General features: G+C 49.9%; 16 protein-coding genes. 9 read left to right on the forward strand and 7 right to left on the reverse strand.

Annotation, left to right across the window (positions count from 1 at the left end):
* Positions 1-35 precede the first annotated feature (35 nt).
* Genes waaA through coaD form a run of 3 tightly spaced genes read left to right on the forward strand, consistent with a single transcriptional unit; the run spans position 36 to position 2,574 of the window.
* The gene (gene waaA / locus AC3ISQ_RS21355; RefSeq protein ID WP_489349755.1) at positions 36-1,313 is read left to right on the forward strand and encodes a lipid IV(A) 3-deoxy-D-manno-octulosonic acid transferase; all 1,278 of its coding nucleotides are present in this window, start codon (positions 36-38) and stop codon (positions 1,311-1,313) included.
* Position 1,314: 1 nt separating this feature from the next.
* Complete coding sequence (locus AC3ISQ_RS21360; protein ID WP_489349757.1) at positions 1,315-2,082, forward strand: glycosyltransferase family 2 protein; 768 nt, start codon at positions 1,315-1,317, stop codon at positions 2,080-2,082.
* A 6-nt stretch (positions 2,083-2,088) separates the two neighbouring features.
* Positions 2,089-2,574 carry a pantetheine-phosphate adenylyltransferase gene (gene coaD, locus AC3ISQ_RS21365; protein WP_489349759.1) on the forward strand — a complete coding sequence of 162 codons (486 nt, stop codon included), beginning with the start codon at positions 2,089-2,091 and terminating at the stop codon, positions 2,572-2,574.
* Here coaD and mutM read toward each other — a convergent pair whose 3' ends face one another.
* The 4 genes from mutM to radC all read right to left on the reverse strand — a co-directional run bounded on the left by mutM (position 2,575) and on the right by radC (position 4,817).
* Positions 2,575-3,384, reverse strand: coding sequence for a bifunctional DNA-formamidopyrimidine glycosylase/DNA-(apurinic or apyrimidinic site) lyase (gene mutM / locus AC3ISQ_RS21370; protein ID WP_489349760.1), 810 nt, complete (start codon positions 3,382-3,384; stop codon positions 2,575-2,577).
* 77 nt (positions 3,385-3,461) lie between these two features.
* Positions 3,462-3,629, reverse strand: coding sequence for a 50S ribosomal protein L33 (gene rpmG, locus AC3ISQ_RS21375; protein ID WP_002208990.1), 168 nt, complete (start codon positions 3,627-3,629; stop codon positions 3,462-3,464).
* A 16-nt stretch (positions 3,630-3,645) separates the two neighbouring features.
* Positions 3,646-3,882: a 50S ribosomal protein L28 gene (rpmB, locus tag AC3ISQ_RS21380; protein WP_489349763.1), complete on the reverse strand. Its 237-nt coding sequence runs from the start codon at positions 3,880-3,882 to the stop codon at positions 3,646-3,648.
* A 266-nt stretch (positions 3,883-4,148) separates the two neighbouring features.
* Positions 4,149-4,817: a RadC family protein gene (gene radC / locus AC3ISQ_RS21385; protein ID WP_489349765.1), complete on the reverse strand. Its 669-nt coding sequence runs from the start codon at positions 4,815-4,817 to the stop codon at positions 4,149-4,151.
* Between the two features lie 197 nt (positions 4,818-5,014).
* Here radC and coaBC point away from each other — a divergent pair, with 197 nt between their 5' ends.
* From coaBC to slmA, 3 genes are all read left to right on the forward strand, one after another.
* A complete protein-coding gene (gene coaBC, locus AC3ISQ_RS21390; protein ID WP_489349767.1) occupies positions 5,015-6,232 on the forward strand; it encodes a bifunctional phosphopantothenoylcysteine decarboxylase/phosphopantothenate--cysteine ligase CoaBC in 1,218 nt (405 codons plus the stop codon).
* A complete protein-coding gene (dut, locus tag AC3ISQ_RS21395; RefSeq protein WP_489349769.1) occupies positions 6,210-6,668 on the forward strand; it encodes a dUTP diphosphatase in 459 nt (152 codons plus the stop codon). Before coaBC ends, dut begins: the two co-directional genes overlap by 23 nt.
* A gap of 164 nt (positions 6,669-6,832) precedes the next feature.
* Positions 6,833-7,429 (forward strand): nucleoid occlusion factor SlmA, encoded by a 597-nt coding sequence (gene slmA, locus AC3ISQ_RS21400; protein ID WP_489349771.1) that lies wholly within the window; start codon positions 6,833-6,835, stop codon positions 7,427-7,429.
* 38 nt (positions 7,430-7,467) lie between these two features.
* Here slmA and pyrE read toward each other — a convergent pair whose 3' ends face one another.
* Together pyrE and rph are read right to left on the reverse strand one after the other, a co-directional pair.
* On the reverse strand, positions 7,468-8,109 hold the full coding sequence (gene pyrE / locus AC3ISQ_RS21405; protein WP_489353432.1) for an orotate phosphoribosyltransferase: 642 nt from the start codon (positions 8,107-8,109) through the stop codon (positions 7,468-7,470).
* A gap of 91 nt (positions 8,110-8,200) precedes the next feature.
* Positions 8,201-8,917, reverse strand: a complete 717-nt coding sequence (gene rph, locus AC3ISQ_RS21410; protein WP_489349773.1) for a ribonuclease PH — start codon at positions 8,915-8,917, stop codon at positions 8,201-8,203.
* A 126-nt stretch (positions 8,918-9,043) separates the two neighbouring features.
* Between rph and AC3ISQ_RS21415 the strand changes: the two genes are divergently transcribed.
* The 3 genes from AC3ISQ_RS21415 (at position 9,044) to AC3ISQ_RS21425 (ending at position 11,682) form a co-directional block, all read left to right on the forward strand.
* A complete protein-coding gene (locus tag AC3ISQ_RS21415; protein WP_489349774.1) occupies positions 9,044-9,907 on the forward strand; it encodes a YicC/YloC family endoribonuclease in 864 nt (287 codons plus the stop codon).
* A 152-nt stretch (positions 9,908-10,059) separates the two neighbouring features.
* Positions 10,060-10,227, forward strand: a complete 168-nt coding sequence (locus AC3ISQ_RS21420; RefSeq protein ID WP_489349776.1) for a YdcA family protein — start codon at positions 10,060-10,062, stop codon at positions 10,225-10,227.
* 270 nt (positions 10,228-10,497) lie between these two features.
* Positions 10,498-11,682 (forward strand): NupC/NupG family nucleoside CNT transporter, encoded by a 1,185-nt coding sequence (locus AC3ISQ_RS21425; protein WP_489349777.1) that lies wholly within the window; start codon positions 10,498-10,500, stop codon positions 11,680-11,682.
* Positions 11,683-11,752: 70 nt separating this feature from the next.
* On the opposite strand, the gene AC3ISQ_RS21430 is transcribed toward AC3ISQ_RS21425, so the two are convergent.
* The gene (locus AC3ISQ_RS21430) at positions 11,753-12,187 is read right to left on the reverse strand and encodes a DUF3574 domain-containing protein (RefSeq protein WP_489349779.1); all 435 of its coding nucleotides are present in this window, start codon (positions 12,185-12,187) and stop codon (positions 11,753-11,755) included.
* Between the last annotated feature and the right edge of the window lie 6 nt (positions 12,188-12,193).

A 12,193-nucleotide genomic window follows, 5' to 3' on the forward strand; every position in this document is an offset into this window, starting at 1 on the left:
TATTCTGGGCAACCCATATAAATGAAAATGATAGAATGTTACTGCGTTTATATCAGGTACTACTCTACCTCATTCAACCACTGATCTGGTTGCGTTTACTGTTACGCAGTCGCAAGGCTCCAGCCTATCGCAAACGCTGGGCTGAACGCTATGGTTTCTGCGCCGGGAAGGTGGTGCCCGGTGGCATCATGCTACATTCTGTTTCCGTTGGTGAAACGCTAGCCGCCATTCCATTAGTTCGCGCTTTACGTCATCGGTATCCTTCATTACCGATAACTGTGACCACCATGACCCCGACAGGTTCAGAGCGCGTACAGTCTGCTTTTGGTAAAGACGTACATCACGTCTATCTACCCTACGATCTCCCCGGCTCCATGAACCGTTTTCTCGATCAAGTCAGCCCAAAGCTGGTGATTATCATGGAAACCGAATTATGGCCAAACATGATTAACACATTACACCAACGCCAAATCCCATTGGTGATAGCCAATGCCCGTCTTTCTGCTCGTTCCGCTGCCGGCTATAAAAAGATCGGTGGTTTTATGCGCGATATGCTGCGCCGTATTACCCTGATTGCCGCTCAGAACCTGGAAGATGGCGATCGCTTTATCGAGTTGGGTTTGAAACGTTCGCAGTTAACCGTCACTGGCAGTCTGAAGTTTGATATTTCGGTCACACCAGAATTAGCCGCCCGCGCAGTCACGCTACGTCGTCAATGGGCACCACGCCGCCAAGTGTGGATCGCCACCAGCACTCATGAGGGTGAAGAAGCCATCCTGTTAGCCGCTCACCGTAAACTATTAGAAAAGCATCCAGAACTGTTGTTGATCTTAGTACCACGCCACCCTGAGCGTTTCCCGACAGCCAAAGAACTGACACAAAAAGCCGGCTTCAGCTACATCACTCGCAGTAGCGGCGAAATCCCTTCCAGCACCACACAGGTAGTGATTGGCGACACCATGGGTGAGCTGATGCTGTTATACGGAATTGCCGATCTGGCGTTTGTTGGCGGAAGTCTGGTCGAACGTGGAGGGCACAACCCGCTGGAGGCTGCTGCGCACGCGATCCCGGTGCTAATGGGGCCACATACTTTTAACTTCAAAGATATCTGCGCCAAGCTGTCAGAATCTGATGGTTTAATCACCGTCACTGACACCGATTCGCTGGTAAAAGAAATCGAAACGCTGCTCACCGATGAAGATTATCGCCGCTACTATGGCCGCCATGCGGTAGAAGTGTTGTATCAGAATCAGGGAGCCTTGCAGCGCTTGCTGCAACTGCTGGAGCCCTATCTGCCACCTCGGAGTCACTGATATGCGAGCGAGTTTATCGGTGGTGATGATTGCCAAAAATGAAGCCACGCTGCTGCCAGATTGCCTGCAATCCGTCGACTGGGCAGATGAAGTTATTGTGCTGGATTCTGGCAGTCAGGATGACACTGTCGCCGTTGCTACAAACCTTGGCGCGAAGGTTTTCGTTCATACCGATTGGCAAGGCTTCGGCAAACAGCGGCAAGTTGCCCAAAATTACGCCAGCAACGACTACGTTTTGATGATCGATGCCGACGAACGTGTCAGCCCAGAGTTGCGCCAGTCAATTGAACGAGTGCTAAATACCCCGGACGATAACGTAGTTTACAGCCTTGGTCGCCGTAACCTGTTTCTTGGCCGTTTTATGCGCCATAGCGGTTGGTATCCAGATCGCGTTAACCGCTTATATGCCAACGCACGTTACCGCTATAACGACTACCTGGTCCATGAATCGCTGAATACCAACGGTGCAAAAGTTATCGCGTTGAAAGGCGATCTACTGCATCTAACCTGCCGCGATTTCTTTGCCTTTCAGCGCAAACAATTACATTACGCCGAGCAATGGGCGACCCAACGCCATCAAGCGGGTAAACGCTGCGGCTACCTTTCTATTCTCACCCACACGTTGGGCGCTTTTTGCAAAACTTGGCTGTTGCGCGCTGGTTTTCTGGACGGAAAACAAGGGTTGCTGTTAGCGGTGGTCAACGCGCAATATACCTTTAATAAATACGCCGCACTTTGGGCGTTAGGCCGCAATGACTCAGAGAAGTAAAAGATCATGACCACTAAAGCCATCTACCCCGGAACTTTTGATCCGATGACCAATGGTCATCTGGATTTGGTGACCCGTGCTTCATTGATGTTCGATCATGTGATTTTGGCTATCGCCGCCAGCTCGAGTAAAAAACCGATGTTTACCTTGGATGAGCGTGTCGCTCTGGCTACACAGGTGACATCGCATCTGAAGAACGTTGAGGTTTTAGGATTCAGCGAACTGATGGCGCACTTTGCCGCCCATCAAAACGCCAATATTTTGGTGCGCGGCCTGCGTGCGGTTTCTGACTTTGAGTACGAATTGCAGTTGGCGAATATGAACCGCCACCTGATGCCAACGTTGGAAAGCGTATTTTTGATGCCCTCTGAAGAGTGGTCATTCATCTCTTCTTCCTTGGTGAAAGAAGTCGCACGTCACGGCGGCGACATCGCCCCATTCTTGCCAGACGTTGTCACCAAAGCGTTGATGGCAAAGCTCGCCACACAGTAATTACTTCTGGCAGCGTCGGCAGAAAAAGGTGCTACGCTGTCCGTGCTTAGCGGATTCTATCGGCGTACCGCAAATCCGGCACGGCTCCCCCGCTCGACCATACACCTGCAATTCTTGCGCAAAATAACCGGGCTTGCCGTCTGACTGTAAAAAGTCACGCAATGTTGTACCGCCTTGCTCGATAGAACGCTGCAACACCAACTTGATCATCCGCACGAGAACTTCGGTTTCGAGTTCAGTCAACGATCCCGCCTGACGATCGGGCAAGATCCCGGCGCTGAATAACGATTCGCTGGCGTAAATATTTCCAACACCCACCACGATTTTGTTATCCATCAACCAAGGTTTGATCAACGTACGTTTCTTGCGAGATAGCTGATACAGATAATCGGCGTTAAATGCCTCGCTCAATGGCTCTGGGCCGAGATGAGCCAGCACATTGCTATTCGCCAAATCATCGCACCACAACCAAGCACCAAAACGACGCGGGTCGGTATAACGCAGAATCATGCCGTTGCTGATCACCAAGTCGACGTGATCGTGTTTTTCTGGTTCAGTCTCTTCCGTCAGCATACGCAGACTACCAGACATGCCGAGATGGACGATAATCCAGCCCGTATCCAACTCAATCAGCAGATACTTAGCCCGGCGCTGTACGCTAAGCACCGGCCTGTCGCTCAACGTCATGATTTGTTCGGAAACCGGCCAACGCAGACGTGAATTACGCACCACGGCATAACTGATTTTATGGTCGACAAGATAAGGTTCAATACCACGGCGACTGGTTTCGACTTCTGGTAATTCAGGCATAGCATCTCCCCTCAGCTTTTGATTTCCTACCCATAAAAAAACCCGACCAAGGCCGGGTTTTCATTAATCCACTAAAATTATTTAATTTTAGCTTCTTTGTACAGTACGTGTTGACGGACAACTGGATCGAATTTCTTCAGTTCCAATTTTTCCGGCTTAGTACGCTTGTTCTTCGTAGTGGTATAGAAGTGACCAGTACCAGCAGAAGAAACCAGCTTGATCTTCTCGCGAACACCTTTAGCCATGATTCAGTTCCTTTCCTTAATACTTCTCACCACGGGCACGCAGATCGGCCAAAACCGTCTCAATACCCTTCTTATCAATCACACGCATACCTTTAGCAGATACACGCAGAGTTACAAAACGCTTCTCTGCTTCAACCCAAAAACGATGGGAGTGCAGATTCGGCAGAAAACGACGCTTGGTCGCATTCATTGCGTGGGAACGGTTGTTACCGGTTACCGGACGCTTGCCAGTAACTTGGCAGACTCGGGACATGTCTATTCTCCAAAAATCAAATCAGCTCGAGCTTCGTATAGAGTGTTGGCCGCCTCGTCAGGCTTTAGAGCCCATCTCAGCAAACTTCCTACTGAGGAGACTCTCGTCATCAGGTTAGAAACTACACATCAGGTCAAAAACCTGCTGAGATAGGCTCTTAACGCCAAACCCAAGATTCTCAAAGGTGGCGTAGTATACGCTCTGAAGCGTAAGTGCTCAAGTCCCGAACAGCTAAAGATCCCATAGGATCGCGAAAAAAAACTTCGCTAAAGCCATCCGCGCTCAGCAAACGAGACACATTCTCCGCGACCAATCACCAAATGGTCGAGCACTCGGATCTCCAATAACTGACAAGCGTTTACCACTTGATCAGTTATCAGTCGGTCGGCGTGGCTGGGTTCAGCCTTACCCGAAGGATGATTATGGGCCAGAATGATCGCGGCTGCGTTAGCCTTCAACGCTTCTCGCACAATTTCCCGGGGGTAGACGACGACGCTGCTGATAGTACCAGCAAACATCTCCTGATGGCGAATAACCCGGTGTTGATTGTCCAAAAACAAGACTAAAAACACTTCTCGCTCATGGGAAACCAGCAAACTTTGCAAATAATGCTGGGTGACTTTCGGATTTAGCATGGCATTTTCTTGCGCCAGTTGGCCGGAAAAAAAACGAAAAGCCAACTCAGAGATCGCCTGAAGCTGAGCATAAATCGCTTTACCTAATATTTTGTTGCGGCGAACATGCTCATAATCTGCTGTCATCACACCATGCAATGAGCCAAAATGTTCCAACAATTGTTCCGCTCGCACCATCACATGCACACCGGGCAATCCAGTACGCAAGAAAATCGCCAGTAATTCTGCATCGGACAACGCTGCCGCACCGTCACGCAACAGTTTCTCCCTTGGTGGCAACTCCCCCGACCATAACGACATATCCTGACACCCCATCACACTCCTCCCTGATTTCGCTTGAGCATGACACGCTAACAAATGGATAACGATAGCTGTTTGATAACATTGCGAGGAGTTACGCAAACACCAATGTAACTGGATGCATACGCAGGTGAATGGATCACCTGGCTGATGATTATGCTAAAATATCGCCTCTTTCGGCTTTCAATCGGACAATCATGATGACGGGACTTTCCGGCAAACATATTGTGCTTGGCATCAGTGGTGGTATCGCTGCCTACAAATGCCCAGAGCTGGTGCGTCGCTTACGTGACAGAGGCGCCGAGGTACGTGTGGTAATGACTCACGCCGCCAAAGCATTTATCACCCCACTGACCTTACAGGCCGTTTCTGGCTATCCGGTATCGGACGATCTGCTAGATCCCGCAGCAGAAGCCTCAATGGGGCACATTGAGCTGGGTAAATGGGCCGATCTGGTGATACTGGCACCCGCCACTGCCGATCTGCTGGCACGCGTCGCTGCCGGTATGGCCAACGATCTACTCACCACCATTTGTCTGGCGACTGCGGCACCGATCGCCGCCGCACCAGCGATGAACCAACAGATGTATCGTGCCACCGCCACTCAAGCCAATCTGCAAACGTTACAAACACGCGGCATGTTGCTTTGGGGGCCGGATAGCGGTAGCCAAGCCTGTGGTGACGTCGGCCCCGGCCGTATGTTGGATCCATTGGTATTGGTCGATTTAGCGAACAGTTATTTTTCGACACCACAAGATCTGCAACATTTAAAGGTGATGATCACCGCAGGTCCAACGCGTGAAGCGCTAGACCCCGTACGTTTCATCAGCAACCACAGCTCTGGCAAGATGGGCTTTGCCGTTGCCCGCGCAGCAGCCGCTCGGGGCGCACAAGTGACATTAGTCGCCGGGCCGGTTAATCAACCGACACCGCCGGGAGTGACGCGGATAGACGTCACTAGCGCGCTAGAAATGGAGCAAGCGGTGCAGCAACACGCTGCGCAGCAAAATATTTTTATCTCCTGCGCCGCCGTTGCCGATTACCGTGCCGAGCAGATTGCCGATGAAAAAATAAAAAAACAGGGTGATGAAATCATCCTCAAAATGGTAAAAAACCCCGATATTGTGGCAGGTGTCGCTGCAATGGCGAAAAATCGTCCATTCGTGGTCGGGTTTGCCGCCGAAACCCAGAATGTGGAAGAATACGCGAGGCAAAAACTAGCGCGCAAGAAGTTAGATTTAATCTGCGCTAATGATGTGTCACTGACAGAACAAGGTTTCAACAGCGATATCAATGCTCTGCACCTTTTTTGGCAGGATGGGGACAGACGCCTACCGCTCAGCGACAAGGCACTCCTTGGCCAACGATTAATAGACGAGATAGTCAGCCGTTATGATGAAAAAAATCGACGTTAAAATTCTAGACTCACGTATTGGTCAGGATTTCCCTTTACCGACTTACGCCACTCCCGGCTCTGCTGGCTTGGATCTACGTGCTTGTCTGGACGACGCCGTTGAGCTGGCTCCGGGTGCCACCACCTTACTGCCGACCGGCTTGGCAATCCACATTGCCGATGCTGGTTTGGCCGCAGTGATCTTGCCACGCTCTGGCTTGGGTCATAAGCATGGCGTAGTACTGGGCAACCTAGTTGGCCTGATCGATTCCGATTATCAAGGACAATTAATGGTTTCTGTTTGGAACCGTGGACAACAATCCTTTACCATCCAACCTGGCGAACGCATTGCTCAGATGGTGTTTGTACCTGTAGTACAAGCCGAGTTCAATCTGGTCGAAGAGTTCGACAGCAGTGAACGTGGCGAAGGTGGTTTTGGTCATTCTGGCCGTCACTAAAATACAGTCCGCCTGAAATTTTCCCCGGAAATAAGGATATCCCGGTGGCAAGGTTTGCCCGGCACGATAAAAAAGTAATCACATAAGCCACGTCGATTCCCGTCGTGGCTCAGTTCGTCGGGTTTTGGAAAATTTAAGCTGTTTTAGCAAAGGTCTAATCAGACATGGCAGAAAAAGAAAATACGAAAAGGAATCGTCGCGAGGAAATATTGCAGGCGTTAGCCCAGATGCTGGAATCCAGCGACGGCAGCCAGCGAATTACCACAGCAAAGTTGGCCGCCAACGTCGGTGTTTCTGAAGCCGCACTTTATCGGCATTTTCCCAGCAAGACACGGATGTTTGACAGCCTGATCGAGTTTATTGAAGACAGCCTGATCACGCGTATCAACCTAATCTTGCAGGATGAGAAAGAGACGTTCAATCGTCTTCGTCTGATTTTGTTGTTGATCCTCGGGTTTGCCGAACGCAATCCAGGGCTGACACGCATTATGACTGGTCATGCGCTGATGTTTGAGCAAGATCGTCTGCAGAGCCGCATCAATCAGCTATTTGAGCGTATTGAGGCGCAACTGCGTCAGGTGCTGAAAGAACGTAAACTGCGAGAAGGTAAAGGCTTTATCGTGGATGAAACGCTGCTGGCAAGTCAGTTACTGGCTTTCTGCGAAGGCATGCTGTCACGCTATGTTCGTTCCGAGTTCCGTTATCGTCCCTCCCAGGAATTCGACGCCCGCTGGCCGTTGTTAGCCGCACAGTTGCAGTAAATACTATTACGCCGGGCTAATTACCCGGCGTAATTCATTCATACTCCGTATTGTTCACGATATGCCCGAACCGCGGCTAAATACTCAGCCATTTCAGGTTTCTCTTCCAGATAAGCAATCAGATCCTTCAGCGTTACAATTGAAATCACTTTGCAGCCATAATCGCGCTCAACTTCCTGAATGGCAGAAATCTCACCACGGCCACGTTCCTGACGATCGAGCGAAATCAACACGCCAGCTAATGTCGCCCCATGCTGACCAATGATTTCCATCGACTCACGGATCGCAGTCCCTGCGGTGATCACATCGTCCACCAGCATCACACGCCCTTGAAGTGGGCTCCCTACCAACGAACCCCCTTCACCATGAGTCTTGGCCTCTTTGCGGTTAAAGCAGTACGGTAAGTCGCGATCGTGATGCTCAGCCAGCGCAACGGCCGTTGTCGTCGCAATCGGGATGCCCTTATAAGCCGGGCCAAACAGCAGATCAAAATCGATACCAGAATCCACTAACGCTTCAGCGTAAAAACGCCCCAACAACGCAAGATCTCGCCCAGTATTAAACAAGCCAGCATTAAAGAAATACGGGCTGGTACGGCCGGATTTCAGGGTGAACTCACCGAATTTTAATACCTGTTTACTAAGCGCGAACTCGATAAATTGGCGCTGATAGGCTTTCATCACTGCTTCTCCTCGTCTGGTCTGATACGTCTGCTGACTGCCGCCCGATCGCCGGGCGTAAAAAAGGCGACTTCTTAGTCGCCTTTAAAAATTAGTCTACCAGCGCCGCTTTCTGCGCCTGGAAGATGGTTTCGATGCCCCCTCGGGCCAATGCCAGTAACGCCAGCAACTCGTCATGACTAAACGGCTCGCCCTCTGCGGTACCTTGCACCTCGATCATGCGTCCGTCTTCCATCATTACCACGTTCATATCGGTTTCGGCGGCAGAGTCTTCCACATACTCCAGATCGCACAACGCTTCCCCCGCCACGATACCCACGGATACTGCGGCTACCATGCCTTTCATCGGGTTAGCTTTCAGCTTGCCATCTGCCACCAGCTTATTTAACGCATCGGCCAGAGCCACACAGGCACCGCTGATTGAAGCAGTACGAGTGCCGCCATCGGCCTGCAATACGTCGCAATCCAGAGTGATGGTGAACTCACCGAGTTTTTTCAGATCTACCGCAGCACGCAGCGAACGGGCGATCAGGCGTTGGATCTCCAAAGTACGTCCACCTTGTTTGCCTTTCGCCGCTTCACGGGCGTTACGGCTGTGGGTGGAGCGTGGCAACATGCCATATTCGGCAGTGATCCAACCTTGGCCCTGACCTTTCAGGAAGCGCGGTACGCCTTCTTCCACGGTGGCGGTGCACAAAACTTTGGTATCGCCAAACTCAACCAGCACTGAACCTTCAGCGTGTTTCGTATAGTGACGGGTCAGTGTCAGGGGGCGAACGTCTTGTGGGGCTCTACCTGCTGGACGCATGGGCTTTCTCCGGCTTCGAATCATGTTTGGCTGCGCATTATACGGGCTTAGTGACGTAATGCCTATCCTGTCCAAAGGTGCGACGCTATAATCGAGTCATCTTTATCTAATAACAGGTACGCAAAAATGATCCGCAGTATGACAGCCTACGCCCGACGTGAAATCAAAGGCGAATGGGGCAGCGCAGCTTGGGAACTTCGTTCCGTTAATCAACGTTACCTGGAAACTTACATTCGTTTGCCGGAACAGTTCCGCAGTCTGGAGCCCGTTATCCGCGAACGGATCCGTGCCCGTCTAACGCGTGGCAAAGTCGAGTGCAACCTGCGTTTCGAACTCGATCCTAGCGCGCAAAGCTCACTGATTTTGAATGAAAAACTGGCTAAACAGCTGGTTGAAGCCGCCAACTGGGTCAAGATGCAGAGCGACGAAGGAGAAATCGACCCAATCGACGTGCTGCGCTGGCCGGGTGTAATGTCTGCTCAGGAGCAGGATCTGGATACCATCAGTACCGAGTTAATGCAGGCACTGGAAGGCGCGCTGGATGACTTCATTATTGCCCGTGAAAGCGAAGGCACCGCGCTGAAAGCGTTGATCGAACAGCGCTTGGATGGTGTCAGTGCTGAAGTCACCAAAGTGCGCGCTCAGATGCCAAACATTATGCAATGGCAGCGCGAACGTCTGGTCAGCAAACTGGAAGAAGCCCAGGTGCAATTGGAAAACACCCGCCTGGAGCAAGAACTGGTACTGATGGCCCAACGCGTTGATGTCGCCGAAGAGCTGGATCGTCTGGAAGCTCACGTTAAAGAAACGCATAACATCCTGAAAAAGAAAGAGGCCGTTGGCCGTCGCCTCGACTTTATGATGCAAGAATTCAACCGCGAATCGAACACCTTGGCGTCAAAGTCGATTAATGCTGAAGTAACGACATCGGCGATCGAGTTGAAGGTGTTGATTGAGCAAATGCGCGAACAGATTCAAAATATTGAATAACATCAATGCTCAATAATAAAAATTTTATAGCCCGCCAACACCGCGGGCTTTTTTGTGCCACCGCTCAAATGATAGACAATTTTATATAGCGACAAAAACGACAATAGAGCACAGTACCAGCACTAAAAATATGGATTTCGAAGGAGCGAATCATGAAGAAAATAGTTCTTATGTTATTCCTATCATTGTTTACGTTAACAGCAACCGCAGCGAACAAACCATGTTCGGGTAAGAAAGGTGGTATTTCGCACTGCTCTGGTGAAAAATTTGTCTGCAATGATGGTTCAATTAGTCAGTCAAAGAAGATTTGTCGTCGATAATCAGCACAAATTCGAAGGAGTTCTTACAAAACAAGGCTCCTTTTTAAGCCTAATGCGCAATATTTTGCTCAAAATGGTGATAAAAACACTTAAATGAGCAAAATATTTCCCAAAATGAAAAACTGCCTCAATTCACCTAACTATAACAATCAGTATCCCATCCCTTCGCCACAAAGCATTTTGTTCTAATCATCACGCAACCTGATGAAAGACAGTGAAAGCTATGGCTAAATAGCGGCTTTTCTGGCCCGCTTGTTGTACGGACGATTTATGTCGCAAATTTTGCAATTCCTTTTATCTCTGGTGGTTATTATTGCTTTGGCTCTGCTGGTCAGTAATGACCGTCGCAAGATCCGCCCACGTTATATCATTCAACTGTTAGTCATCGAGGGCGCATTAGCGTACTTCTTCCTGCATTCCGCGATCGGATTAGGGGTGATTCAACAGATCGCTGGGTTCTTTGAAGTACTTCTGGGTTTTGCCGCCCAAGGTTCTGACTTTGTTTTCGGTGGTATGAGCAAAGAAGGACTATCGTTTATTTTCCTCGGTGTTTTATGCCCGATTATCTTTATCTCGGCTCTGATCGGGATTTTGCAGCACTTTCGCATTTTGCCGCTGATTATTCGCGCAGTGGGTACCACCTTGTCCAAAGTTAACGGTATGGGCAAGTTGGAGTCTTTCAACGCGGTCAGTACGTTGGTACTTGGGCAATCGGAAAATTTCATCGCCTACAAAGGTATCATCGGAGATATTTCCCCTCGTCGCATGTACACCATGGCGGCGACGGCAATGTCGACGGTATCCATGTCGATCGTCGGTGCCTATATGACGATGATCGATGCACAATACGTAGTCGCTGCCTTAATCCTCAATATGTTCAGTACCTTCATCATCCTTTCTATTATCAACCCTTATCAGGTAGAAGATGAGCCAGAACTGAAGCTGAACAAGTTGCATGAAAACCAAAGTTTCTTTGAGATGCTGGGGGAATACATCCTGGCGGGTTTCAAAGTCGCGATGATTATCGCCGCGATGCTGATTGGTTTTATCGCACTGATCGCCGCCGTTAACGCTATTTTTTCGATGGTTTTCGGCATCAGTTTCCAACAGATCCTCGGCTATGTGTTCTATCCGTTAGCGTGGTTGATCGGTATTCCCGCCCAAGATGCACTCCAAGCGGGTAGCATTATGGCGACCAAACTGGTTGCCAACGAATTTGTCGCGATGATCGAGTTGAAGAAAATCGCAGCGGAACTCAGCCCGCGTGGAATGGGTATTTTGTCGGTATTCTTGGTGTCGTTTGCTAACTTTGCCTCTATCGGTATCGTCGCTGGAGCGATTAAAGGACTTAATGAGCAACAAGGTAACGTGGTTTCCCGCTTCGGTTTGAAACTGGTTTACGGTTCTACCTTGGTTAGCCTACTTTCAGCGGCCATTGCCGGCTTGGTGTTGTAAAAATAGGTGTTGTAAAAAATGCTTGGCCTGTGCGCTCATGTACAGGCCAACCACTGTTCAGCCAAAAAATTTAGAATGCGACACATATCGGTGTGTCCACTCGCATCACCGAATCCTGAGCAAACTGTTGTTTATACTGGTTACGTAATGCCTCGATATTGGCTTCACTTTCTTTCCCTTCAGCATGAATCAGCATCAACGCCTTACTATTCTCACGCGCCAACTTGCTGTCGTTCCCCAGCCACTGGCCTTTGGCATCAAATACCGTTAAGCCATCTTTAAAACGTGGTGTCACTTGTCGATCGACAAACTCCTGCCACTCCTTGGCGGTAATGACCGGGCCAGAAGGACGATTCAGGCCAAAATACAACGTTGTTTGTTGCATCGGCTCACCCGCTTTACACATTTCAGTAGCGGGTTGCGAATGGGTTGTCTGCTTCGGAGCTACGCAGCCCACCAGTAGAAAAATGGTGATGGAGGTTGCCAACAGAGAAGTCTTTTTCATTCTTTA

This window comes from Serratia sp. KH_031 (genome assembly GCF_057839655.1).

Bases quoted from the DNA above. Each gene is read 5' to 3' on its own strand.
- waaA (WP_489349755.1), top strand. From the start codon at position 36: ATGTTACTGCGTTTATATCAGGTACTACTCTACCTCATTCAACCACTG.
- AC3ISQ_RS21360 (WP_489349757.1), top strand. From the start codon at position 1,315: ATGCGAGCGAGTTTATCGGTGGTGATGATTGCCAAAAATGAAGCCACG.
- coaD (WP_489349759.1), top strand. From the start codon at position 2,089: ATGACCACTAAAGCCATCTACCCCGGAACTTTTGATCCGATGACCAAT.
- mutM (WP_489349760.1), bottom strand. From the start codon at position 3,384: ATGCCTGAATTACCAGAAGTCGAAACCAGTCGCCGTGGTATTGAACCT.
- rpmG (WP_002208990.1), bottom strand. From the start codon at position 3,629: ATGGCTAAAGGTGTTCGCGAGAAGATCAAGCTGGTTTCTTCTGCTGGT.
- rpmB (WP_489349763.1), bottom strand. From the start codon at position 3,882: ATGTCCCGAGTCTGCCAAGTTACTGGCAAGCGTCCGGTAACCGGTAAC.
- radC (WP_489349765.1), bottom strand. From the start codon at position 4,817: ATGTCGTTATGGTCGGGGGAGTTGCCACCAAGGGAGAAACTGTTGCGT.
- coaBC (WP_489349767.1), top strand. From the start codon at position 5,015: ATGATGACGGGACTTTCCGGCAAACATATTGTGCTTGGCATCAGTGGT.
- dut (WP_489349769.1), top strand. From the start codon at position 6,210: ATGATGAAAAAAATCGACGTTAAAATTCTAGACTCACGTATTGGTCAG.
- slmA (WP_489349771.1), top strand. From the start codon at position 6,833: ATGGCAGAAAAAGAAAATACGAAAAGGAATCGTCGCGAGGAAATATTG.
- pyrE (WP_489353432.1), bottom strand. From the start codon at position 8,109: ATGAAAGCCTATCAGCGCCAATTTATCGAGTTCGCGCTTAGTAAACAG.
- rph (WP_489349773.1), bottom strand. From the start codon at position 8,917: ATGCGTCCAGCAGGTAGAGCCCCACAAGACGTTCGCCCCCTGACACTG.
- AC3ISQ_RS21415 (WP_489349774.1), top strand. From the start codon at position 9,044: ATGATCCGCAGTATGACAGCCTACGCCCGACGTGAAATCAAAGGCGAA.
- AC3ISQ_RS21420 (WP_489349776.1), top strand. From the start codon at position 10,060: ATGAAGAAAATAGTTCTTATGTTATTCCTATCATTGTTTACGTTAACA.
- AC3ISQ_RS21425 (WP_489349777.1), top strand. From the start codon at position 10,498: ATGTCGCAAATTTTGCAATTCCTTTTATCTCTGGTGGTTATTATTGCT.
- AC3ISQ_RS21430 (WP_489349779.1), bottom strand. From the start codon at position 12,187: ATGAAAAAGACTTCTCTGTTGGCAACCTCCATCACCATTTTTCTACTG.